This is a genomic window from Pseudomonas arsenicoxydans (assembly GCF_900103875.1).
GTDB lineage: Bacteria > Pseudomonadota > Gammaproteobacteria > Pseudomonadales > Pseudomonadaceae > Aquipseudomonas > Aquipseudomonas arsenicoxydans.
Genome location: NZ_LT629705.1, coordinates 4,317,517 through 4,339,511, shown reverse-complemented (window position 1 = coordinate 4,339,511; position 21,995 = coordinate 4,317,517). Strand labels below are relative to the sequence as shown.

Here is a 21,995-nt window from a genome sequence, read left to right as displayed (position 1 = left end):
GTTTCCTTCGATTCAAGCAGAAGCTTTGTGAGCCGCGGCCTCTTGAGCCTTGGCGATTTCCTGGTTGCGCAAGATAAAGCGCTGCAATTTGCCGCTTGGGGTTTTCGGCAATTCGCTGACAAATTCGATTTCACGCGGGTATGAATGTGCGGCCAGACGTTTGCGCACGTGCTGGCGCAGTTCTTCTGCCAGCTCCGGCGTCGGGCGGTATTGCTCGCTGATCACCACGAAGGCTTTCACCAGCTCGGTGCGCTCCGGGTCGGGTTTGCCGACAACAGCAGCCTCGATCACTGCCGGGTGTTCGATCAACGCACTTTCCACGTCGAACGGGCCGACCCGGTAGCCAGAGGTAGTGATCACGTCGTCGCTACGGCCGACAAAACTGATGCTGCCGTCCGGGTTCCACTCGACGGTATCGCCGCTCAGGTAATAGTTGCCAACGAAGGCCTTGGTCGGCGCCCCTTCGTAACCATTGAACCAGCACATCGGCGATTGGCTGCGGTCGATGGCCAGGATGCCGGGCTGGCCGACGCCCAGTTCCTTGTATTCATCGTCGAGCACCACGATGCGGTGTCCCGGCGAGGCGAAACCGGCGGCGCCCATGTGGATCGGGTGTTCCAGGCCATGGTGATTGCACAGGACCATGCCCAGTTCGGTCTGGCCGTAATGGTCGTGAATGACCACGCCGAGGTTGTCGGCAAACCAGCGGATCACTTCCGGGTTCAGCGGCTCGCCGGCGCTGCTGACGATGCGCAGCTTGCCTTTGATCGACTTGGCAAATTCGTCGCCGCCAGCAATCAGCAATCGATAGGCGGTCGGTGAGCCGGTGAGGTTGGTGATCGCGTATTTGTTGATGACCCGGCAAGTGCTTTCAAGGGTGAACGGGCCATCGTAAAAGGTGATCGGATGCCCCATCGCCATCGGCCCGGTGACGCCGAAATAAATGCCATAGGCCCAGCCCGGATCGGCCACGTTCCAGAACGCGTCTTCAGGGCGCAAATCCACGGCATCGCGGGTGTAGCTCTGGAAGGCGACGATGGCCTTGAGCGGCACCGACAGGGCTTTCGACGGGCCGGTGGTGCCCGAGGTGAACATCAGCAGGAACGGGTCTTCGCCGGTCAACAGCACCGGCTCACACGTGGAAGAATAATTGGCCAGTTCGGCCCAGAAGCTGTAATCGCCACGGACGATGCCTTGGCCTTTCGGTCCGCCGACGGTGACGATGGTCGGGCAGTCGGCGACATCGGCGAGTTTCGGCCGATTGACCGCGTCGGTCACCACCACCTTGGCGCCGGAGTTGCTCAAGCGGTGTTCGATGGCTTTCGGGCCGAACGCGGTGAACAGTGGCTGATAAACCGCGCCGATGCGCCAGGTGGCGAACACGGTGATCAACAATTCGATATTGCGTGGCAGGAGGCCGGCGACCTTGTCGCCTTTCTTCACGCCTTGGGCCAGGAGGAAATTGGCGAGACGCGCAGCTTTGTCCTGCAAGTCGCTGAAGGTATACGTCGCACTGGAGCCGTCACGGCCCTCCCAGAACAGCGCAATGCGCCCCGGCAATGCATGCCGGTCGCAACACTCGACGCAGGCATTGAGAGCCTGCAGATTACCGGCCAGAGAAGTGTCGACGGTGTGCTGATAATTGAACTGTGAAGTAGCAGACAAGTAATCGCGCATTGCCAGAATCCCGCTGTATTTTTATTGGGTTGGGGGAACCGTAAGTAACAGGGAAATACTCGCTCTGCGCGGGGAAGTGGACAATGGTCAAAGCTATCAAGTTGTCTGACTGGTTTGGCCAAGGTAGCCATGATCGTTCCCACGCTCTGCGTGGGAATGCAGCCAGGGACGCTCTGCGTCCCTTCCAGAGCCGAACGCGGAGCGTCCGTTGAGGCATTCCCACGCAGAGCGTGGGAACGATCAATGTCTAGCTCGCTTCGTTGAGAATCAAGCTCCGATAATGCCCCGGATTAGACCCCGACCACTTGCGAAACGCCTTGTAGAACGAGCTGGCATCGGCGAACCCCAAGCGTGTGGCGATTTCGGCGAAGCTGATGTGAGGCTCGGCCAGCCAGACGATGGCCAATTCCTTGCGCACGCTGTCCTTGAGCCCTTGATACGTCTGCCCTTCTTCCGCCAGTCGCCGGCGCAGAGTGGAAGCCGACATGCACAGTTGTTGCGCCAGCGGTTCGGTTTCCGGCCACTGTTCGGCGGGCAGTTGCCGCAAATCGTGCTTGATCCGGCTGGCGAGGCTTTGCGGATCGCGGTACTTGACCAGGATATTGGCTGGCGCATGGGCCAGGAAACGCTTGAGTTCATCTGCGCTGCGCTTGATCGGCAGGTCCAGGCAGTCGGCCGAGAAAATCATCCGCGTGCGCGGTCGGTCAAAGCGCAGGTTCTCGGAGAACATCACCTGATAGTCATCGCAGAAATCCGGCATCGGACAGCGCAGTTCGATGGCCAGAATCGGTATCCGTCGTCCCGCCAGCCAACAGGCGACGCCGTGCACGATCATCCAGTAGGTGAAATAGGTGAAGGCGCGACGCGGGTCCTGGTCGTCTTCGAGCAGGACGATCTCGGCCAGGCTTTGCTGACGCACCAGTTGCGCGGGCATGTTCTCCAGCATCAACGATAGGAAATCCAGGCCCGAGGTCAGTCCGGCGGCCAGACTCGGCTGGACCATCGAACAACGGCACAGAAACGCCAGGCTGCCGGACTTGAGCTTGCGCGGGTCCATGCCAAAAAACTCGTCGTCGCCACGCCGGGCCAGCAGACGCCACAACCGCGCATACGCCGTGGCCGGGACGCGGGCGTCGTTGGAGTGCAGCAGCGCCGGCTCGATGCCGACCTTGCTCAACACCTCATCGGTGGCGGCGCCAGGGACACAGCTTTGCAGCAGTGCTTCGCGCACCAGTTGAATGGAGATGGTGTCTTTTTCCGACATTGAGCGAGGTGCGCCTTGTTCTTGTTGAGTGCCGGCATCTTAGCGCAGCCGTCAGCCCAATGCAGATCCCACAGGATCCAATGTGATCTTTAAGGTTGTTCAGGCTAGGTTCAGGTAAATGCCAATCAGTGCTATTTGGGAATGAGTGTCATTATGTTACAAATTAGCACCCTATCTAGTTTCGTGACGGTGCTGAATGCTTGTCCCTTTTCTGATCATGCTGCGCGAAGGCATTGAAGCCGCGTTGATCGTTGGCATCATCGCCAGCTATCTGCAACAGACCGGCCGTGGCCAGTGGATGCCCGCCGTGTGGATTGGCGTGTTCCTCGCCGTTGCGCTGGCGCTGTTGGTGGGCGGCGGGCTGGAGCTGGTCAGTGCCGAATTTCCGCAGAAACAGCAGGAGCTGTTTGAAGGCGTGGTCGGGCTGGTCGCCGTCGGCATCCTCAGCTCGATGGTGTTCTGGATGCGCAAAGTGGCGCGTTCGATCAAGCATTCGCTGCACGTATCCCTTGATCAGGCACTGACCGGCTCCAGGCACCAGGTCACTGCGCTGATCGCCATGGTGTTTTTCGCCGTGGCCCGGGAAGGCCTGGAAACGGTGTTCTTCCTGCTGGCGGTGTTTCAGCAAAGCGAAGGCCCGGCGGCACCGATCGGCGCCCTGCTCGGCCTGATCCTGGCGATCATCGTCGGCTTCCTGATCTACACCGGCAGCATGCGCCTGAACCTCGGCGCGTTCTTCCGCTGGACCGGGCTGTTCATCCTCGTCGTGGCGGCCGGGATTCTCGCCAACTCGGTGCAAGCGCTGCACGAAGCCGGGGTCTGGAATCACCTGCAAACGGTGCTGTTCGACTTCAGTGCGACGCTGCCAATGGACGGCCCACTGGGCTCGGTGCTGGCGGGGATGTTCGGTTATCAGGACGCGCCGACCGTCAGCACCCTCGGGGCTTACCTGATGTATCTGCTGGTGGCGCTGGTGATGTTTTTTCTCCCCGCGCCAACGCCCGCCAAACACCCGTCTTCCGCTTCCAGCCAGTAAGGGCACCCATGCCAAATCAAGCCTCTCCCCAGGCCTCCCCTCCCCGCGCCCTGCGCTGGGCGGTAGCCGGTTCGGTGATCGTGATGATCGCCGCCGGTGGCCTGTTCTACTACGCCTCGCAACGGGCCGCGGCCAAGCGTCAGACCCACCATGACGAAGTCGTCGTAACCATCCACCCGCACAGTTGCGAGCCGAATGCACTGACGGTGCCGGCCGGTCGTGCCAGTTTCCGCATCGTCAACCGCTCGGACCGTGCGGTGGAGTGGGAAATCCTCGACGGCGTGCTGGTGCTCGAAGAACGGGAAAACATAGCTCCTGGCTTGAGCCAGGTGATCAACGCCAACTTGTTGCCCGGCGATTACGCGATCACCTGCGGCCTGCTGAGCAATCCGCGCGGCACTTTGCACGTGACCCCGACGGCCGCGTCAGAAGCTGCCGCCCAAGCCAAACCGTCGATGGTCGCGTTTATCGGGCCGTTGTCCGAGTTTCGTGTGTACCTGAGCAGCCAAAGCACGACGCTGATCAAAGCCGTCGGTGCGCTTGAGCAAGCCATCGTCGCCGGCGACCTGGGCCAGGCACAAGCGCTGTACGCACCGGCCCGCGCCGCCTATCAACGGATCGCGCCGGCCGCCCAGCGTCTGGCCGAACTGGACAACGCGATCAACGCCCGCGCCGATTACTTCGAAAAACGCGAGCAGGATCCCGCCTTCGCGGGCTTCCACCGCATCGAATACGCGCTGTTTCAGCAACGCACGCTCGTCGATCTGGCGCCGGTGGCCCAGCAGTTGACCCGCGATGTCACCACGCTCAAGCAGCAATTGCTCGCCCAGTCGCTGCCACCGGAGCAACTGGTGAGCATCGTCGTGCGCAATCTCAACAGCCTCGCCGAGGTGCGCGCCAGCAGCGGTGAAGAAGAACGCTACAGCCACACCGACCTGAATGGTTTTGCGGCCAACCTCGATGCGACGCGCAAAGTCGTCGACCTGTTGCGCCCGCTGCTGAGCAAGTCCGCTGCCGAGTTGCTGCCGAAAATCGACAGCGCGATCACCGCCCTCGACGCCGACCTCAACGGCTTCAAGCTCAAGGAAGGTTACGCAAGCTACGACACGGTCAGCGCCGAGCAGCGCAAACAGATCGCCGACAAGGCCAGGACACTGGCCAACGAACTCGATGACATCGATCCCGCCCTTGGCCTTTCCGGCCTGTCCGCAGAAGACTCAAACCGATGAACGACTCAGAACACTTCAATCTCCAGCGCCGTCGCGTCCTGATGGGCATGGGCGCAGCCGGTGTCGCCTTGGCCGGCACTGCACTCAGTTGCCCGGCGATGGCCGCAAGCCCCGCGCAAGTTACCGAAGCGCCGAGCAGCGAAAAGACCGAAGACCGCCACACCTTCCACGGCCAGCACCAGACCGGCATCGTCACCCCACGTCCGGCGTCCGGCATGCTGGTGTCGTTTGATGTGCTGGCCAGCGACCGCCAGGATCTGGAGCGGCTGTTCCGCACCCTTAACGAGCGCATCGCGTTCTTGATGAAGGGTGGCCCGGTGATTCAGGTCGACCCGAAGCTGCCGCCCGTGGATTCGGGGATTCTGGGCCCGGTGGTAACACCCGATAACCTGACCATCACCGTTTCGGTCGGAGAGTCGCTGTTCGACGAGCGCTTCGGTCTGGCCGAGGTCAAGCCCAAGCGGCTGATCCGCATGGTCGGTTTCCCCAACGATGCGCTGGAAGCCGATTGCTGCCACGGCGACCTGAGTTTGCAGTTTTGCGCCAACACCACCGACACCAACATCCACGCCCTGCGCGACATCGTGAAAAACCTGCCGGACCTGCTGCTGGTGCGCTGGAAACAGGAAGGCAGCGTACCGCCACAAGCCCCGGTGAAACCTGGTGTTCAGGCGCAGAGCGCCCGCAATTTCCTGGGTTTTCGCGACGGCTCGGCCAACCCCAGTTCCAACGACGCCAAAGCCATGGACCGCATCGTCTGGGTTCAACCCGGCAGCGACGAACCGGCCTGGGCGGCGAACGGCAGCTATCAGGCCGTGCGGATCATCCGCAACTTCGTCGAGCGCTGGGACCGCACGCCGTTGCAGGAACAGGAAAGCATTCTCGGTCGAGTCAAAAGTACCGGAGCGCCCATGGGCTGCACCCATGAAACCGAGGTCCCGGACTATGCCAAGGACCCGCAAGGCAAGCTGACCAAGCTCGACGCGCACATCCGCCTGGCCAACCCGCGCACCGCCGCGAGCCAGGCCAACCTGATCCTGCGCCGGCCGTTCAACTACTCCAACGGAGTGAACAAGAACGGTCAGCTCGACATGGGTTTGCTGTTCATCTGCTACCAGGCCGATCTGCAAAAAGGCTTCATCACCGTGCAAACCCGACTCAACGGCGAGCCGCTCGAGGAATACCTCAAGCCCGTCGGCGGCGGGTACTTCTTCACCCTGCCAGGTGTGACCGGCGACCAGGACTTCATCGGTCGCTCGCTGCTTGATGCCGCCGCTGCAAAAACAACCGCATAAATACCCCCCACACGGAACCGTCCCATGAAAAAGTCGCCACTCGCGTTATTGCTGACCCTAGGCTTGCTCAACACCCCGCTTTCGGCTTTCGCAGCGACGGCGCCGATGGATCTGGTGGGGCCGGTTTCGGACTACAAGATCTACGTCACCGAGCAACTGGACGAACTGGCCAGCCACACCCGACAGTTCACCGAGGCGGTGAAAAAAGGCGACCTGGCCACCGCGCAAAAGCTCTACGCCCCGACCCGGGTTTTCTACGAATCGATCGAGCCGATTGCCGAGCTGTTCAGTGACCTCGACGCCTCCATCGACTCCCGTGTCGACGACCACGAAAAAGGTGTGAAGGCTGAAGACTTCACCGGTTTCCACCGCATTGAATATTCGTTGTTTTCCGAGAAGAGCACCCAGGGCCTGGGCGAGCTCGCCGATGGCCTGGACAAAGACGTGAAAGACCTGCAAACCCGCGTGGCCGGCCTGACCTTCCCGCCAGAGAAAGTCGTCGGCGGTGCGGCGGCGTTGCTGGAAGAAGTGGCCGCCACCAAGATCTCCGGCGAAGAAGATCGCTACAGCCACACCGACCTGTATGACTTCCAGGGCAACATCGATGGCGCGAAGAAAATCGTCGACCTGTTCCGTCCGCAGATCGAGAAACAGGACTCAGCGTTTATCGCCAAAGTCGACAAGAACTTCGCCAGCGTGAACAGGGTTCTGGCCAAGTACAAAACCACGGACGGTGGTTTTGAGACCTACGACAAAGTGAAAGACAACGACCGCAAGGCGTTGGTCGGCCCGGTGAATACGCTGGCTGAGGATTTGTCGACGATGCGTGGGAAGTTGGGTTTGAACTGAGCTTTTCTAGCGTCTATGCGGGCCCCTTCGCGGGCAAGCCCGCGATGGCATTCTGAAAGGCAATACAACTCCCCCCAGTGTTTACAACATCCGGTACAGCAACCGCTCAATCCGCACACGACTTACACGCTTCAAAAACTTGGCCACCGCCGGCGGGTATTCCAGCAATGTTTCCAGATCCTGATAGCGCTCGATGCGCGTGGTGTTCTGGAAAATCTCCCCCAGTTCCTTGCTGCGCGGCTCCAGCAGTTCACCTTTCGGATCATCGATCAGCAGCGCGTTTTCCAGGTCGAGGCGGAAGGCGCGCGGGTTGAGGTTGTTGCCGGTCAATAAGGTGTAACGCTTGTCGATCCACATGCCTTTGAGGTGGTAGGTGTTGTCGCCGTCCTTCCACAAATGCAGGTTGAGCTTGCCGCTGTCGATACTTTCCTGATGCCGTTTGGCAAAGCGTCGCAGGCTGATCTCGTAAAGATACGGCAGCGCCGCGATCACCTTGAACGGCTCGCTCGGCGGGATGTAGAAGTCGTTGGCGGTCTTGTCGCCGACGATGATGTCGATCTTCACGCCGCGCCCCAGGGCCCGGTTGATCTCCCGGGTCACCGCCAGCGGCAGATTGAAGTAAGGCGTGCAGATGGTCAGCTGATGCTGGGCGCTGGCGATCAACTCGCAAATCACCCGGCTCAACGGATTGTTCTTGCCCACGCCAAGCAACGGGCTCACCGACAACCCGGCTTTCTCCGTGGTGCCTGCCGTGGTGTCGTACGTGGCGTGCTTGAGGCGGCTGCGCAAATCGCCGATGTCGTTGCGCAGGCTGCGGGTGGTCGGCAGGTTCGGCAGATCGAGACGATGCACCGCTTTGGAAGCGATCAAACCGTGCTGGATCAGGTGCTGCATCGAGTCGGCCAGCGCGTGATTCTGCAGCAGGTGATAACGGTCGTAACGGTACTTGTCGAATTTGTGCAGGTAAACGTTGTTCAGGCTCGCGCCGCTGTAGATCACGCAGTCGTCGATCACAAAACCCTTCAAATGCAACACGCCGAACAGCTCGCGGGTCTGCACCGGCACGCCGTACACCGGCACCTCGCTTTCGTGGGTACGGGTCGCTTCCTGATACCAGGCTGAATTGCCTGGCTGCTTGCCAGCACCGATCAAGCCGCGCTGGGCCCGCAGCCAGTCCACCACCACGACCACGTCCAGTTGCGGACGAGCCAGTTTGGCGGCGTGCAAGGCATCAAGGATTTCCTGACCGGCTTCGTCCTGTTGCAAGTACAGCGCGACGATATAGATGCGCTGAGTGGCACTGGCGATTTTTTCCAGCAGGCAACGTCGAAACTCGGCGGCGCCGGAAAGGATGGTGACGGCTTCGGCGGTCAGCGGAAAACTGCGCAGTTTAGGCAGCAGAGAGCGTTTGAAAAGCGACGGCATAGGGCTCGCAAAGGGTCAATTCCGAATAGCCAGAGAGCTTACACCATGGATTCGCCGGGGTCTTGTTACTGTCTGTAATGACGCAATCGCGAGCAGGCTCAATCCCACATTTGCAATGCATTCCCCTGTGGGAGCGAGCCTGCTCGCGATTGCGATTTAATCGGCGAAGAAAATTGCCGCTTGACCAAGGAGAACGATCGTTCTACTGTTTGCCACATGAACGAAATCACTAGCAACGACACACGCGACATCATTCTGGATGTCACCGAAAAGTTGATCTACAAAAGTGGCATCGCCGCCACGGGCATGGATCTTCTGGTGAAAACCGCCGGCGTCTCCAGAAAAAGCATCTACCGCTACTTCGCCAACAAGGAGGAGCTGACCGTCGCCGCCCTGCAACGCCGCGATATACGCTGGATGAACTGGTACAGGACCGCGGTCGATCAGGCGCAAACCCCGGCCGAGCGCCTGCTCAACCTGTTTACCGTGCTCAAAGGCTGGTTCGACTCGGAAGGCTTTCGCGGCTGCGCATTCATTAATACCAGTGGCGAAACCGGTGATCCGCAAGACCCGGTTCGCCTGGTCGCCAAAGACCACAAACAAAAGCTGCTCGACTACGTGCGCGAGCTCTGCACCGAATATGGCGCAGCCGACCCGGAGACGCTGGCCAGACAGCTGCTGATCCTGATCGAAGGTGCCATTACCGTAGCGCTTGTGATGGGTGATCACAGTGCCGCCGATAATGCGCAATGCATGGCGCGAAAGTTATTGGACCTGTAACACTTGGATAAGCCCGACAAGTTGCTTGAACTTTAATTTGATAGGGAGACTTTAAATGTCTAACGCTGAAGTTCGTCCGCCATTGCCACCGTTTACCCGTGAATCCGCGATCGAAAAAGTTCGCCTGGCCGAAGACGGCTGGAATTCCCGCGACCCGGAACGCGTATCGCTGGCCTACACCCTGGACACCAAATGGCGTAACCGCGCCGAGTTTGCCTACAACCGGGAAGAAGCCAAAGGTTTCCTGACCCGCAAATGGGCCAAGGAACTGGATTACCGCCTGATCAAGGAACTCTGGGCCTTCACCGGCAACCGCATCGCCGTACGTTACGCCTATGAATGGCACGACGACTCGGGCAACTGGTTCCGTTCCTACGGCAACGAAAACTGGGAGTTCGATGAAAACGGGTTGATGGCCAACCGGTTTGCCTGCATCAACGACCTGCCGATCAAGGAAAGCGAGCGCAAGTACCACTGGCCGCTGGGCCGCCGTCCTGACGACCATCCGGGTCTGTCCGACCTGGGCCTGTAAACACAAAACCCTGTAGGAGCTGTCGAGTGAAGCGAGGCTGCGATCTTTTGACTTTGATTTTTTAAGATCAAAAGATCGCAGCCTCGTTTCACTCGACAGCTCCTACAGGTGTTTTGTGGGGTTTAGGCTACGGCGGCGGTTGGCTTGCTCAGTGCTTTGGCTTCCAGCTCACGCACCAACGGCAACACCCGCTTGCCGAAGTATTCCACTTCCTCCTGAAAGTGCAGGAACCCGGCCAGCACCAGGTCCACGCCCACCGCCTTCAACGCGACGATGCGCTCGGCAATCTGTTGCGGCGTGCCGATCAGGTTGGTCTTGAAGCCATCGTTGTATTGCACCAGATCCTCGAAGGTCGACTTGGCCCAGTTGCCCTCACCCTCTGGCGACGCCCTGCCCGCTTGCTTCGCCGCATCGCCAAACGCATTGACCGCTTCCGGATCGGCCTGATCGATGATCTGCGCCAGCACCGCTCGCGCTTCTTCTTCGGTGTCGCGGGCGATGACAAACGCGTTGACGCCAACTTTCACCGAATGGTTGTTGGCCGCCGCCTTGAGGCGAATATCGTCGACCTGGGCCTTGATCCCTTCCGGGGTGTTGCCGTTGGTGAAGTACCAGTCCGATACACGCGCAGCCATGTCCCGCGCCGCGCGCGAGCTGCCGCCCTGGAAGATTTCCGGCTGGCCCAGAGGCTTGGGCTTGAGGCTGTAATTGTCGAAGCGATAGAAGTCACCACGGAACGTGAAGTTGTCCTGGCTCCAGACACCTTTGAGCGAGCGGATGAACTCTTCGGAGCGACGATAACGCTCATCGTGTTCCAGCCAGTGTTCGCCAATCGCTTGAAACTCACCCTTGAACCAGCCACTGACGATGTTCACCGCGATCCGGCCATTGGTCAGTTGATCGATGGTCGCCAGTTGTTTGGCTGCCAACGCCGGTTGCCAAGGGCCTGGCAGGATTGCCGCGATCACTTTCAGCTTGGTGGTCGCGGCCAGCAACGCATGGCTGAAGGCAACGGATTCGTGCTGGAACTCGGCGCCATAACCGGCCGTGAAGCGAATCTGCGTCAGGGCGTATTCGAAGCCGGCCTCTTCAGCCAGTTGCGCCAGTTTGCGGTTGTAGTCGATGCCCCAGTGGGTGCGTTGTTCGATCTTGCTGACCACCAGCCCGCCGCTGACGTTCGGCACCCAGTAGGCAAATTTGACGGCTTGCTGACTCATAGGTTTGTCCTCGGGACTTTGGGGAAGTCCTTGGGTCAGAGCAGCAACCGTGCCAGCGTTGATTCGCGAATGGAGACACGACCGCCTTGAGCCCAGCGAAATCCCTGTGGGAGCGGGCTTGCCCGCGAATGCGGTGTATCAGCTAATGGAGATGTTGAATGTCAGACCGCTTTCGCGGGCAAGCCCGCTCCCACAGGGATCCGCGTGTGTGTCCGGGCAATTTGCTGATGGACTGTTGGTGCGGCAACAGTTGCGATGGCTACAAACCCTTGAACGCCCGCAATGACGGGCCTCTCAAACTCGGCATGGACCCTGCAATCCCCCCTTGGCACTCACTGCCGTTCCAAGGAGCCGACCCATGACCGAACACCAGATCATCAATCCTCTGTCCATTGGCACTGACTATGAGGCGCTGGCCTCGAGATTCCGGCCGATCTTTCAGCGCATCGCCGCTGGCGCCATTGAACGCGAACAATCGCGCAGCCTGCCGCACGAGCCGATCAAATGGCTGAAGGAAGCCGGTTTCGGCGCCGTACGGGTGCCGGTTGAATATGGCGGTGGCGGCGCGTCCCTGCCGCAGTTGTTCGAGTTACTGATCGAACTGGCCGAAGCCGATTCCAACGTGCCCCAGGCCCTGCGCGGGCATTTCGCCTTTGCCGAGGACCGCTTGAACGCACCGCCGGGACCGGGCCGGGACCTTTGGTTCAAACGCTTTGTCGACGGTGACCTCGTTGGTAACGCCTGGACTGAGATCGGCAGCGTGGCGATCGGCGACGTCATTACCAAAGTCTCGCCCCACGGCGATCAATGGCGGCTCAACGGCGAGAAGTTCTACAGCACCGGCAGCCTGTTTTCCGACTGGATCGACGTCTATGCCCAGCGCAGCGACACCGGTGGCGACGTGATTGCCGCCGTCCGCACTCGTCAGCCGGGCATCACCCAGAGCGATGACTGGGACGGGTTTGGCCAGCGCACCACCGGCAGCGGAACGTCACGGTTTATCGACGCTGAAGTGGACGCCGAGAACCTCATCGATTTCTCCACCCGGTTCAAATACCAGACCGCGTTTTATCAGTTGGTGCTACTCGCCACCCAGGCCGGTATCGGCCGCGCGGCATTGCGCGACGTGGCTCATCAGGTGCGCGAGCGCAAACGCATCTACAGCCATGGCAATGCGGCGCACGTCAGCCAGGACGCGCAGGTGCTGCAGGTGGTCGGTGAAATCGCCTCCCTGGTGTATGCCGCCGAAGCAACGGCCTTGAAGGCCGCACAACCGGCGCAACGGGCGTACCTGGCGCGGTTCTCGGGTGATGAAGAGCTGGAACAGGCGGCGAATGTCGCGGCGGAAATCGAATCGGCCAAGGCACAGGTGGTGGTCTCGGAGCTGATCCTGCGGGCCACCACGCAGCTGTTCAATGCACTGGGGGCGTCAGATGTGCGGGCGGGTAAATCGCTGGACCGGCATTGGCGCAATGCGCGGACGGTCTCGTCGCACAATCCGCTGATCTACAAGGCGCGGATTGTCGGGGATTGGGCGATCAACGGGACAGAGCCGCCCTTTGTGTGGCAGATCGGGAATGGGCCTGCCAGCAAGTGATGTAGCGTCTGGAAGTCAGTCATCGTCGGGCTTGCCCCGGGCGGCGTTCCGACGATGAGGCCAGACCAGTCGCCGCAGAAGTTGGATCTAGGTAAGATGTCGGCCCTTCCCCGCAGCCCCTTGCTGCACCCCGCCGAATAAGCCGATTCCATGCCTTTCGAACTCAGCGTTGACCTCACCACCCTGGCCATCCTGGCTATCGTCGCTTTCATTGCCGGTTTCATCGATGCCATCGCCGGCGGTGGCGGTCTGCTGACCACCCCGGCCCTGCTGACCGCCGGCCTGCCGCCGCACCTGGTATTGGGCACCAATAAACTGAGTTCGACGTTTGGCTCGGCCACCGCCAGTTTCACCTTCTACCGGCGCAAGTTGTTCCACCCCAGACAATGGATGCACGCCATCGTCGGCACACTGGTCGGTGCCCTGACCGGTGCCGTGGTCGCGCATTATCTGCCGGCGGAATGGCTGAACAAGATGCTGCCGGTGATCGTCTTCGCCTGCGGCCTTTACCTGTTGTTTGGGGGCACGCCGAAAGCGCCGCTGGACAGCGACGCACCGATCAAGAAGAAGTGGCAATCGACCCAAGGCTTCAGCCTCGGCTTCTACGATGGCGTGGCAGGCCCCGGCACCGGTGCATTCTGGACCGTCAGCAGCCTGCTGCTTTACCCGATTGATCTGGTGAAGGCCAGTGGCGTGGCGCGCAGCATGAACTTCGTCAGCAACATCGCGGCGCTGTCGGTGTTTGTGTTTTCCGGGCAAGTGGACTGGATCATCGGCCTGAGCATGGGCCTGTCGGTGATGGTCGGTGCATTCTTCGGTGCTCGCACCGCCATCAGTGGCGGTGCGAAGTTCATCCGTCCGGTGTTCATCACCGTGGTGCTGGGCTTGACCGTGCGGTTAGCCTGGCAACACTGGTTCAGCGTGGCCTAAACGCCGCGCCACGTAGACGTCGATGAGGTAGCGGGCAATCGAGCGTGACGCCGGCAACGGCGGCAAGTCGTGTACGTTGAACCACTGGGCATCTTCGATCTCGTCTTCCTGACAGACAATCTCGCCACCGGCGTACTCGGCATGAAAACCGAGCATCATCGAATGCGGGAACGGCCAGCACTGGCTGCCCATGTACTGGATGTTCTTGACCTCGATCTGCACCTCTTCGCGCACCTCGCGAATCAGACAGTCTTCGGCCGATTCACCCGGCTCGGCAAACCCGGCCAAGGTGCTGTAGACCCCGGCCACAAAGCGTGGCGAACGGGCCAGCAGCACTTCATCGCCCCGGGTCACCAGCACAATCATGCTCGGCGAAATCCGTGGGTAATAGCGCAGGTCACACGACTCGCAGTACATCGCCCGTTCACGGGGAACCTGGGTCGCCACTTGGCCACAGTTGCCACAAAAGCGGTGCTCGCGATACCAGGTGCCAATCTGCGCGGCATAACCGAGCACTTTGTACACCGTGTGATCACCGTCGAGCATGAACGCGCGCAGGCCCTTCCAGTTGCAACCCGGCACTTCGCTGTGACTGCTCAATTCCAGCAGATAAACCGGCTCGCCATCCAGATGACCGATGCCATGCTCGGCCAGGATCGACAGGTCCTGGCGCTTGAGCCATTCGCGCGGGAACAGCGCGCCATTGTCATCGAACATAAAACCTTCGGGGCTGCGGGCCACGGCCCAGCCGCCGGGTTGATCGGTGTCCAGTACTGCAGTGGTCCAGCGTGAAGTCATTTTTAATCAATCCAGAAATTCGGGTTTCTGTTTGCTCATATGGGCGGCCATGGCCACGCGCAAATCGGTGGATTGCAGCATGGCGGCGTTCCACGTGGCGACGTATTCGAGGCCGTCATCGATGCGATGGTCGCGCATGTAGCTGATCATTTCCTTGGTGCCGGTGATCGCAATCGGCGACTTGGCGGCGATCTCTCGGGCAATGCCCATGACGCCGTCCAGCAAACTGGCATTGTCGCTGTAGACGCGATTGACCAGGCCCATCGTGCGCGCTTCATCGGCACCAAAGGAGCGACCAGTGTAAGCCAGTTCACGCAGCATGCCGTCACCGATGATCCGCGGCAAGCGCTGTAAGGTGCCGACGTCGGCGGCCATGCCGATGTCGATTTCCTTGATCGAGAATTGTGCGTCTTCGGCAGCGTAACGCATGTCGCACGCCGCAATCAGGTCGATGGCGCCCCCTAGGCAATAGCCTTGAATCGCCGCCAGGACCGGCTTGCGGCAATGATCAACGGCATTGAACGACGCTTGCAGAGCGAGAATTTTGCGCCGCAGCAGGCGCGCGTTGCGGCCGACGTCCTTGCCCAGTTCATTGGCCACGCCAGCGAGCATCATCAAGTCGATGCCCGAGGAAAAATGCTTGCCGGCACCGCTCAAGACCACCACACGAACCTCGTCGGTGTCATCGATCCACTGGAAAATCTCAATGATCTCGCTCCAGAACGCGGCATTCATCGAGTTGATCTTTTCCGGGCGGTTGATCTGCACATGAGCGATTTTATCGGCCAGTTCGACGGTGAACGCGGTGTACTGAGACATGGCAGTGATCCTTTTACCGGGCAAAAAATGAGGTCCGGACTATAACAAGGCATTGCCTGGGGGAGTAAGGCAGTGGTTCGGCCAAAAGCGGGACTGGTCAGGGTTCTGTAGTGTCTGGACTGGCCTCTTCGCGGGCAAGCCCGCTCCCACAGGGATCTCTACAACACTGGAGATCCTTGTGGGAGCGGGCTTGCCCGCGATTGACGCACCGCCAATCTACCTGCCCTTCACCGCCACAAACGCCACGGTTTCATAAGGCACCGTCACCACGTCCTTGCCACGCAATAGCGCTTCCCCGGCAACCAATGCGCGCAACTGCTCGTCAACCTTCGCCCGCTGCTCCTGAGGCAGCGCCGCGATATAACTGATGGAACGCACCCGGTTGAAAATCACGTCCTCTGGCGTCCCAGTATGCGAATGATTGAAATGCTGCGCCTGCAATGGCCCGAACGCTTTGTGAGGAAAGGCTTGGCGCCAGGCACCGGTGTGAAAACGCGGCGTATCGCCTTCCAGCGCGTTGACGATCGCATCCAGTTTCGGCATCCAGCTCACCCGGGTATCGCGCTGGTTCCACACAAGCCCCAGTTTACCGCCCGGTTTCAGCACCCGGGCGATTTCAGTCAGCGCCTCGGTGCTGGCAAACCAGTGAAAGGCCTGGGCGCAGACCACCACGTCCACCGAGGCATCGGGCAGCGGCAGATCCGTCGCAGTGCCGCTGACCGCCAACACATCCGGGAAGGCCAGCGACAGCTTTTCCAGCATCTGCGCCACCGGTTCCACGGCAATCACCTGCGCGCCGGTCGCCACCAGCCGCCCCGTGAACTTGCCGGTACCGGCGCCGAGGTCGATCACGGTTTTGTGCGCATCCAATTCAAGGGTGCCCGTCAGCCAGTCAGCCACTTGCGGCGGATAATCCGGACGGCCGCGAACATAGGTGTCGGCGGCGGTCTTATAGCCCGCCGCCGCGGCATGATGGACCTGGTCTTTCATGGCAGTTCTCCCAATGGACAACGAATGCTGTCGAGCATAGCGCCTGGATTTGAGCTTTCCTTGTAATGATCGACACACAGAAATGAATAATTGTTCACTCAGAGGTGTTCTCCTCATGACGCCCATGAGAATTGCCGCGGGATGCTGGCGGGCCCGCGGCTCAACTGAAACGAAACTACCTCCGGAGCACCTTCCATGACTCTGCGTTTTGCTGTTTTCACCACCCCGCTGCTGCTCACCGCCGTCTTGTCCGGTTCGTTGGCCTGGGCGCATGGCGATGTAGAAGAACCGGCCAAGCCCAATTGCCCCAAAGGCCAGGTCTGGGACAGCAAGCAACAGAAATGCCTGAGGCAAACCAGCAGTCTGGTGCCGGATGCCGACCGCACCGACTATGCTTTCCGCCTGGCCAAGGACGGGCGCTATGAGGAAGCCCTGGCCCTGCTCGATACCCTCAAGGAGCCCAACACTGCAAAAGCCCTTAACTACCGCGGCTACGCCACGCGTAAACTGGGGCGTACCGACGAAGGCATCGGTTACTACCTGCAATCGGTCAAACTCGACCCACAGTATGCGCAAGTGCGCGAATACCTCGGCGAGGCTTATGTGATCAAAGGTCGACTGGACCTGGCTCAGGAGCAGTTGCAGCGGATCAAATCGATCTGCGGCAGCACCTGCGAGGAGTACCAGGACCTGGCCGAAGCCATCAACGATTCATCGAAAACCTGACATCGAGACAAACGGAGGTCGCCATCGCCAGCGATCAGGCAATACGGGCAGAGCTGGGCCAGCATTTGACGCGTTTATGGCGTTACGGCCTGCTGCTGTCCCGGCAACGGCATGTCGCCGAAGACCTGGTGCAAGCCACCTGTGTTCGGGCACTTGAGCGGGCGGGGCAATTTGTCCCGGGCACGCGCATGGACCGCTGGCTGCTGAGCATTTTGCATTCGATCTGGCTCAACGAAGTGCGCTCCCGGCGGGTGCGCCAGGGCCAGGGTCTGGTGGATGCCGAAAGCCAGCTGTCGTTTGACGGTGAGTCGGCAGCGCAGACCCATGTGCTCGCTGCCCAGGTGATCCGCCGCGTCGATGCCCTGCCCGAGGCGCAACGCGAAACGGTGTACCTGGCGTACGTCGAAGGCTTGTCCTATCGCGAAGTCGCCGAAGTGCTGCAATTGCCCATCGGCACGGTCATGAGCCGACTCGCTGCCGCCCGCGTGAAACTGGCCGAATACCCGCCATTGCACGCGGTCCCGAATCCTTCAACTGGAGAACGTCGATGAACGATCGCGCGACACCTTCGGATGAGCAGTTGGTGGCCTACCTGGACAACCAACTCGACGTCGAACAGCGCACGCGTATCGACGCCGCCATCGCCGAAGACTCCGTGCTCAATCTGCGCCTGCAATGGCTGGCACGCAGCAGCCTGCCGTTTCGCCAAGCCTATGACGAACTGGCCCAACAGGCGCCTGTCGATCGCCTGCAGTCCATGCTCGACACCCTGCCATCGCCTGAACGCCCAGCCGTCAGCCGCCGCTGGTTCCTCGCGGCGGCCGCCGGGCTGGTGGTCAGCGGCGTGTTGGCCGATCGCTTGTTCCTCGGCTGGCAACTAAGCCAGCAAAAGAGCAACTGGCGCGGGCTGGTGGCCGACTATATGGCGCTCTACGTGCCGCAAACCCTGGACCACTTGCCCAGCGACGAAGCCACCGAGCGCGCGCAATTGCGCACCATCGATGCCCGGCTGGGCCTGAACCTGTCGCCTGCACAACTGGCCCTGCCCCGGTCCGAATTCAAGCGCGCGCAAATCCTCGAATACGAAGGCGTGCCCATCGCGCAGATTACCTACCTCGACCCGGCACATGGCCCGATTGCGTTGTGCGCAACTCGATCCAACAGCGGCAGTCGGCACTTCGCCCATGAACGCCGCCATGGCATGAATGTGGTGTATTGGGCCGACATGGAACACGCCTGGATGTTGATCGGGCACAACCCGGAGACGGAACTGGAGGACATGGCGAAGGTGTTGAGGAGTCGGCTTGGCGCTTGACCCAGGCAGTTACCGAACCCATGCGGTTCGGCAACTGCTACCAAGCGCGCATCAGGCCTGAGCGGGCAACCACAACCGAAACCGCGCGCCGCCCAATGGCGACGGTTCCACGGTCAGCGTACCGCCCTGCGCTTCCAGTGCCCGGCGACTGATCGCCAGTCCCAGGCCAAACCCGCCCGTTGCCCGATCCCGGCTGCGGTCCAGCCGATAGAACGGCTCGAAGACCCGTTCACGCTCCTCATCCGGAATGCCGATGCCATCGTCGTCCACCCAAATCTCACAACCTTTGGGACAGACCTTAACGCCAATCTGAATGCGCTTTTCGCAGTAGCGCATGGCATTGCGCAGCAGGTTTTGAATGGCGCGCGCGGTCAATCGCGGGTCCAGCGCGAAGCGTTCAAGTTGGCCATGCAGCAACACATCGATGACGATCTCGGGTGACTCCAGTTCTTCATCGACGCTGCCCAGAATGCTGTCGATGAATTCATCCAGCGACACTTCGACCCGCTCGGGCAGTCGCGCCGGGTTTTGCAGGCGGCTGTAGGACAGTAACTCCAGCACCAACTCGTCCAGCTCACGAATGTGCCCGACCAGCCCTTGCAGGCGTTCGAGGCTGGCGGCCGGCAAGTCGTCGGACAGCGCCAGGGCCAGGCCGAAGTCCAGGCGCGTCAACGGTGTGCGCAGTTCGTGGGACACGGCGTTGAGCAGGTCGCGTTGCTGGTTGAGCAGGTTTTCGATATCGCCGGCCATGGTGTCGAAGACGTTGGCCAGGCTGCCGATGTTCGAGTGCGGGGAAATCTGTGTGCGCTCGCCAAGGTGGCCTTTGCCGAAACGTTCGGCGGTGCCCTTGAGGCGTTCCAGATCGCGCCAGTGCGGTCGCAGCCACAGTAACAGGCAGGCGAGCATGGTCGCGCCGATCAGCACGTTGATGCTCCAGTACAACAGGCTGACGTCCATCGGGTCCGGCGGCACGATCATTTGCACGACGGTCTGCTTGTTCAACGGCGCCACCGCCAAGGTGCGCCAGCCCCAGTCGCCAATGCGCACGATATTCTCGCCACGCTGTAAACGCTCGCGCTCATCGAGGGTGAAATCGGCGTCGTCGGGGCGGCTCAGGACGATGTGCAGCGGCGCAAAGTCCTTGTCCATCTCGGTGGCCAGCGTCGGCCATTGCGCTTCGGGCACGGCGTGGAACTGCTTGACGATGAGGGTTTGCAGGCCGCGCGAATAATCGAGGTTGTAGGTGACAAAGCGCTCATGGAAGACCTTGATCACCAGGTCTGGCACCAGGTAGATCGCCGCGCTGTACGAGACGATCATCACCAGATAGAGGCGAAAGAGGATTCTGAACATCGTCTCAGCATTCCCACTCGGAACGGCTGAACAGGTAGCCCTTGCCCCAGACGGTCTTGATCTTGCGCGCCTCGCCTGCATGGTCGTCGAACTTGCGTCGCAACTTGGAAATCGCCACGTCCACCGAACGGTCGGTGCCGTTGAATTCAATACCGCGCAGGCGTTGCAGGATCTGGTCGCGACTCAGCACTTCGCCGGCATGCCGGGCCAGCACCACCAGCAGGTTGTATTCACCGCTGGACAGTTCGACGAGCTGGTCGCGCCAGGTCACGGTGCGCTCGGACAGGTCGATGCACAGGTTGCCCATGAGGATGCGATCGTTGGCGGTCTGCGGTTCGCTGAGGCTGCTGCGGCGCAACAGGGTGCGCACACGGGCGAGCAAGACCCGGGGTTCGCACGGTTTGGTGACGTAGTCATCGGCGCCCATTTCCAGGCCCAGCACTTGATCGTGACTGTCGTCGCGGGCGGTCAGCATCAAAATCGGCAGCGTGGCCGAGTCCGCCCGCAACAAGCGGCAGACCTGCAGGCCATCGAGCCCCGGCAGCATCAGGTCAAGAATCACCAGGTCCGGCGGATTGACCCGCGCCCGTTCGCGCACGTGGTCGCCACGGGTGATCACACTGACGCAATAGCCGTTGCGTTCCAGGTAGCTGGCAATCAGCTCGGAGAGCGCGGTGTCGTCTTCGACCAGGAGGATGTTGGGCATGGGGTGTTTCCAGAAAGTGCAGTGGCAACGGGTACGGCCTGATCGCGGGCAAGCCCGCTCCCACAGGGATGTGATGTGAACACAGATTTGGTGAACTCCACCGGCCACTGTGGGAGCGGGCTTGCCCGCGATAGCGATTTAACCGTCGCAAAAAGTGTCAAGCCGCCAAGGATATACGCCCACACCCGCCCCTGAGTAAAACCCTTACACAATTTCACACAGCACCAACAAAGCTTCACCGCTACCCTCGTCGCCTCGCCGTAGGATGCGGGCAGTCATTATTGGGGTATCTACATGTCGAACAACCTGCTTGCCAGGCTCAGTCTCATGATTCTGGCGTTGACGCTGAGTGCGTGTGACAAGTCCTCGAACGCCGAAGAGCAGGCGCCGCTGGCCACGGTGCGAGTCGAAACGGTCGAAGCCCGGCCCCTGTCGATCACCAGCGAATTGAGCGGGCGGATTGCCGCGCCACGGATTGCCGAAGTCCGCGCCCGGGTCGCCGGCGTCGTGTTGCAGCGCGCCTTTCGCGAAGGCAGCGACGTGAAACAAGGCGACGTGCTGTTCCGCATCGACCCGGCGCCGTTCAAGGCCGATCTGGACAGCGCCGAAGCGTCCTTGCGCAAGGCCGAGGCCAATGCCTTCCAGGCCAGGCTGCAGGAACAGCGCTACGCCCAGTTGATCGAAGGCAACGCCATCAGCGGCCAGGATTACGACAACGCCCGGGCCAGCGTCCGGCAAACCGCCGCTGACGTCGCCGCCAACAAGGCCGCCGTGGTCCGCGCCAGACTCAACCTCGGTTACGCCACCGTCACGGCACCGATATCCGGGCGCATCGGCCGTGCGCTGGTGACCGAAGGTGCGCTGGTCGGGCAAAACGAAACCACGCCGTTGGCGCTGATTCAGCAGTTGAATCCGATCCATGCCGACCTGACCCAATCGACCCGGGAACTCAATGACCTGCGCCGCGCCTTCCGTTCCGGCCAGTTGAAGGAAGTGGGCCAGGGCCAGGCCAAAGCCACGTTGATCCAGGACGACGGCAGCCTCTACCCGCTGCCGGGCAAGTTGCTGTTCACCGACATCACCGTCGACCCGGGCACCGGCCAGATCATCCTGCGCAGCGAATTTCCCAACCCGGACCTCGACTTGCTGCCCGGCAGCTTCGTGCGTGTGCGCCTGGAACAAGCGGTGAACCAGCAAGGCATCAGCGTGCCGCAACGGGCCATCCAGCGTGACAGCGCCGGGATTGCCCATGTGTTGGTGATCGACGCCGAGCAGCGTGTCGGCCAGCAACCTGTGGAGCTGGGCGCCGTGCAGAACGATCGCTGGATCGTCACCGGCGGCCTCAAGTCCGGCGACCGCATCGTCACCGAAGGCCTGCAACATGCCAAGCCCGGTGAGAAAGTCCAGATCGACAACACCCCTCTTCCACTTGCCCAGGTTTCTGGTCAGTAAGCAGG

General features: G+C 60.9%; 21 protein-coding genes. 12 read left to right on the top strand and 9 right to left on the bottom strand.

Annotated elements, in window-relative coordinates:
- Nucleotides 1-12 precede the first annotated feature (12 nt).
- Nucleotides 13-1,677 carry an AMP-binding protein gene (locus BLQ41_RS20335; RefSeq protein WP_090183616.1) on the bottom strand — a complete coding sequence of 555 codons (1,665 nt, stop codon included), beginning with the start codon at nt 1,675-1,677 and terminating at the stop codon, nt 13-15.
- A 247-nt stretch (nt 1,678-1,924) separates the two neighbouring features.
- A complete protein-coding gene (locus BLQ41_RS20330) occupies nt 1,925-2,941 on the bottom strand; it encodes an AraC family transcriptional regulator (RefSeq protein WP_090183615.1) in 1,017 nt (338 codons plus the stop codon).
- Nucleotides 2,942-3,137: 196 nt separating this feature from the next.
- Here BLQ41_RS20330 and efeU point away from each other — a divergent pair, with 196 nt between their 5' ends.
- From efeU to efeO (BLQ41_RS20310), 4 genes are read left to right on the top strand one after another with little or no spacing between them, the layout of a single operon-like run.
- Entirely contained in the window at nt 3,138-3,977 is an 840-nt protein-coding gene (gene efeU / locus BLQ41_RS20325; protein WP_090183613.1) for an iron uptake transporter permease EfeU, read from the top strand.
- Nucleotides 3,978-3,985: 8 nt separating this feature from the next.
- A complete protein-coding gene (efeO, locus tag BLQ41_RS20320) occupies nt 3,986-5,206 on the top strand; it encodes an iron uptake system protein EfeO (protein ID WP_090183611.1) in 1,221 nt (406 codons plus the stop codon).
- Entirely contained in the window at nt 5,203-6,501 is a 1,299-nt protein-coding gene (efeB, locus tag BLQ41_RS20315; RefSeq protein ID WP_090183610.1) for an iron uptake transporter deferrochelatase/peroxidase subunit, read from the top strand. Before efeO (BLQ41_RS20320) ends, efeB begins: the two co-directional genes overlap by 4 nt.
- 24 nt (nt 6,502-6,525) lie before the next feature.
- Entirely contained in the window at nt 6,526-7,350 is an 825-nt protein-coding gene (gene efeO, locus BLQ41_RS20310) for an iron uptake system protein EfeO (protein ID WP_090183608.1), read from the top strand.
- Nucleotides 7,351-7,431: 81 nt separating this feature from the next.
- Here the strand turns inward: efeO (BLQ41_RS20310) and pssA are convergent, their stop codons facing one another.
- Complete coding sequence (gene pssA / locus BLQ41_RS20305) at nt 7,432-8,775, bottom strand: CDP-diacylglycerol--serine O-phosphatidyltransferase (RefSeq protein WP_090183606.1); 1,344 nt, start codon at nt 8,773-8,775, stop codon at nt 7,432-7,434.
- Nucleotides 8,776-8,991: 216 nt separating this feature from the next.
- Between pssA and BLQ41_RS20300 the strand changes: the two genes are divergently transcribed.
- Entirely contained in the window at nt 8,992-9,555 is a 564-nt protein-coding gene (locus BLQ41_RS20300; RefSeq protein WP_090183605.1) for a TetR/AcrR family transcriptional regulator, read from the top strand.
- A gap of 55 nt (nt 9,556-9,610) precedes the next feature.
- Nucleotides 9,611-10,087, top strand: a complete 477-nt coding sequence (locus BLQ41_RS20295; RefSeq protein WP_090183603.1) for a nuclear transport factor 2 family protein — start codon at nt 9,611-9,613, stop codon at nt 10,085-10,087.
- Nucleotides 10,088-10,209: 122 nt separating this feature from the next.
- On the opposite strand, the gene sfnG is transcribed toward BLQ41_RS20295, so the two are convergent.
- Nucleotides 10,210-11,304: a dimethylsulfone monooxygenase SfnG gene (sfnG, locus tag BLQ41_RS20290; protein ID WP_090183602.1), complete on the bottom strand. Its 1,095-nt coding sequence runs from the start codon at nt 11,302-11,304 to the stop codon at nt 10,210-10,212.
- A gap of 358 nt (nt 11,305-11,662) precedes the next feature.
- Here sfnG and BLQ41_RS20285 point away from each other — a divergent pair, with 358 nt between their 5' ends.
- Together BLQ41_RS20285 and BLQ41_RS20280 are read left to right on the top strand one after the other, a co-directional pair.
- Nucleotides 11,663-12,901: an acyl-CoA dehydrogenase family protein gene (locus tag BLQ41_RS20285; RefSeq protein WP_090183600.1), complete on the top strand. Its 1,239-nt coding sequence runs from the start codon at nt 11,663-11,665 to the stop codon at nt 12,899-12,901.
- Between the two features lie 150 nt (nt 12,902-13,051).
- Nucleotides 13,052-13,831 (top strand): TSUP family transporter, encoded by a 780-nt coding sequence (locus BLQ41_RS20280; RefSeq protein WP_090183599.1) that lies wholly within the window; start codon nt 13,052-13,054, stop codon nt 13,829-13,831.
- On the opposite strand, the gene nudC is transcribed toward BLQ41_RS20280, so the two are convergent.
- From nudC to BLQ41_RS20265, 3 genes are all read right to left on the bottom strand, one after another.
- Nucleotides 13,799-14,629: an NAD(+) diphosphatase gene (gene nudC, locus BLQ41_RS20275; protein WP_090183597.1), complete on the bottom strand. Its 831-nt coding sequence runs from the start codon at nt 14,627-14,629 to the stop codon at nt 13,799-13,801. The genes BLQ41_RS20280 and nudC overlap by 33 nt on opposite strands.
- A 6-nt stretch (nt 14,630-14,635) precedes the next feature.
- Nucleotides 14,636-15,448: a crotonase/enoyl-CoA hydratase family protein gene (locus BLQ41_RS20270; RefSeq protein WP_090183595.1), complete on the bottom strand. Its 813-nt coding sequence runs from the start codon at nt 15,446-15,448 to the stop codon at nt 14,636-14,638.
- 216 nt (nt 15,449-15,664) lie between these two features.
- Complete coding sequence (locus BLQ41_RS20265; RefSeq protein WP_090183594.1) at nt 15,665-16,438, bottom strand: class I SAM-dependent methyltransferase; 774 nt, start codon at nt 16,436-16,438, stop codon at nt 15,665-15,667.
- Nucleotides 16,439-16,633: 195 nt separating this feature from the next.
- Between BLQ41_RS20265 and BLQ41_RS20260 the strand changes: the two genes are divergently transcribed.
- From BLQ41_RS20260 to BLQ41_RS20250, 3 genes are all read left to right on the top strand, one after another.
- A complete protein-coding gene (locus tag BLQ41_RS20260; protein ID WP_090183592.1) occupies nt 16,634-17,164 on the top strand; it encodes a tetratricopeptide repeat protein in 531 nt (176 codons plus the stop codon).
- A 65-nt stretch (nt 17,165-17,229) separates the two neighbouring features.
- A complete protein-coding gene (locus BLQ41_RS20255) occupies nt 17,230-17,715 on the top strand; it encodes an RNA polymerase sigma factor (protein WP_231997040.1) in 486 nt (161 codons plus the stop codon).
- Nucleotides 17,712-18,479, top strand: coding sequence for an anti-sigma factor family protein (locus BLQ41_RS20250; RefSeq protein WP_090183589.1), 768 nt, complete (start codon nt 17,712-17,714; stop codon nt 18,477-18,479). Before BLQ41_RS20255 ends, BLQ41_RS20250 begins: the two co-directional genes overlap by 4 nt.
- 51 nt (nt 18,480-18,530) lie before the next feature.
- Here the strand turns inward: BLQ41_RS20250 and BLQ41_RS20245 are convergent, their stop codons facing one another.
- On the bottom strand, nt 18,531-19,832 hold the full coding sequence (locus BLQ41_RS20245; RefSeq protein WP_090183587.1) for an ATP-binding protein: 1,302 nt from the start codon (nt 19,830-19,832) through the stop codon (nt 18,531-18,533).
- A 4-nt stretch (nt 19,833-19,836) separates the two neighbouring features.
- Complete coding sequence (locus tag BLQ41_RS20240; RefSeq protein WP_090183586.1) at nt 19,837-20,538, bottom strand: response regulator transcription factor; 702 nt, start codon at nt 20,536-20,538, stop codon at nt 19,837-19,839.
- 294 nt (nt 20,539-20,832) lie between these two features.
- Here BLQ41_RS20240 and BLQ41_RS20235 point away from each other — a divergent pair, with 294 nt between their 5' ends.
- The gene (locus tag BLQ41_RS20235; protein WP_090183584.1) at nt 20,833-21,990 is read left to right on the top strand and encodes an efflux RND transporter periplasmic adaptor subunit; all 1,158 of its coding nucleotides are present in this window, start codon (nt 20,833-20,835) and stop codon (nt 21,988-21,990) included.
- Nucleotides 21,991-21,995: the final 5 nt, after the last annotated feature.

Bases quoted from the DNA above. Each gene is read 5' to 3' on its own strand.
- BLQ41_RS20250 (WP_090183589.1), top strand. From the start codon at position 17,712: ATGAACGATCGCGCGACACCTTCGGATGAGCAGTTGGTGGCCTACCTG.
- pssA (WP_090183606.1), bottom strand. From the start codon at position 8,775: ATGCCGTCGCTTTTCAAACGCTCTCTGCTGCCTAAACTGCGCAGTTTT.
- BLQ41_RS20235 (WP_090183584.1), top strand. From the start codon at position 20,833: ATGTCGAACAACCTGCTTGCCAGGCTCAGTCTCATGATTCTGGCGTTG.
- BLQ41_RS20330 (WP_090183615.1), bottom strand. From the start codon at position 2,941: ATGTCGGAAAAAGACACCATCTCCATTCAACTGGTGCGCGAAGCACTG.
- efeO (WP_090183608.1), top strand. From the start codon at position 6,526: ATGAAAAAGTCGCCACTCGCGTTATTGCTGACCCTAGGCTTGCTCAAC.
- BLQ41_RS20245 (WP_090183587.1), bottom strand. From the start codon at position 19,832: ATGTTCAGAATCCTCTTTCGCCTCTATCTGGTGATGATCGTCTCGTAC.
- BLQ41_RS20270 (WP_090183595.1), bottom strand. From the start codon at position 15,448: ATGTCTCAGTACACCGCGTTCACCGTCGAACTGGCCGATAAAATCGCT.
- BLQ41_RS20285 (WP_090183600.1), top strand. From the start codon at position 11,663: ATGACCGAACACCAGATCATCAATCCTCTGTCCATTGGCACTGACTAT.
- sfnG (WP_090183602.1), bottom strand. From the start codon at position 11,304: ATGAGTCAGCAAGCCGTCAAATTTGCCTACTGGGTGCCGAACGTCAGC.
- efeO (WP_090183611.1), top strand. From the start codon at position 3,986: ATGCCAAATCAAGCCTCTCCCCAGGCCTCCCCTCCCCGCGCCCTGCGC.
- nudC (WP_090183597.1), bottom strand. From the start codon at position 14,629: ATGACTTCACGCTGGACCACTGCAGTACTGGACACCGATCAACCCGGC.
- BLQ41_RS20335 (WP_090183616.1), bottom strand. From the start codon at position 1,677: ATGCGCGATTACTTGTCTGCTACTTCACAGTTCAATTATCAGCACACC.
- BLQ41_RS20240 (WP_090183586.1), bottom strand. From the start codon at position 20,538: ATGCCCAACATCCTCCTGGTCGAAGACGACACCGCGCTCTCCGAGCTG.
- efeU (WP_090183613.1), top strand. From the start codon at position 3,138: ATGCTTGTCCCTTTTCTGATCATGCTGCGCGAAGGCATTGAAGCCGCG.
- BLQ41_RS20260 (WP_090183592.1), top strand. From the start codon at position 16,634: ATGACTCTGCGTTTTGCTGTTTTCACCACCCCGCTGCTGCTCACCGCC.
- efeB (WP_090183610.1), top strand. From the start codon at position 5,203: ATGAACGACTCAGAACACTTCAATCTCCAGCGCCGTCGCGTCCTGATG.
- BLQ41_RS20265 (WP_090183594.1), bottom strand. From the start codon at position 16,438: ATGAAAGACCAGGTCCATCATGCCGCGGCGGCGGGCTATAAGACCGCC.
- BLQ41_RS20280 (WP_090183599.1), top strand. From the start codon at position 13,052: ATGCCTTTCGAACTCAGCGTTGACCTCACCACCCTGGCCATCCTGGCT.
- BLQ41_RS20295 (WP_090183603.1), top strand. From the start codon at position 9,611: ATGTCTAACGCTGAAGTTCGTCCGCCATTGCCACCGTTTACCCGTGAA.
- BLQ41_RS20300 (WP_090183605.1), top strand. From the start codon at position 8,992: ATGAACGAAATCACTAGCAACGACACACGCGACATCATTCTGGATGTC.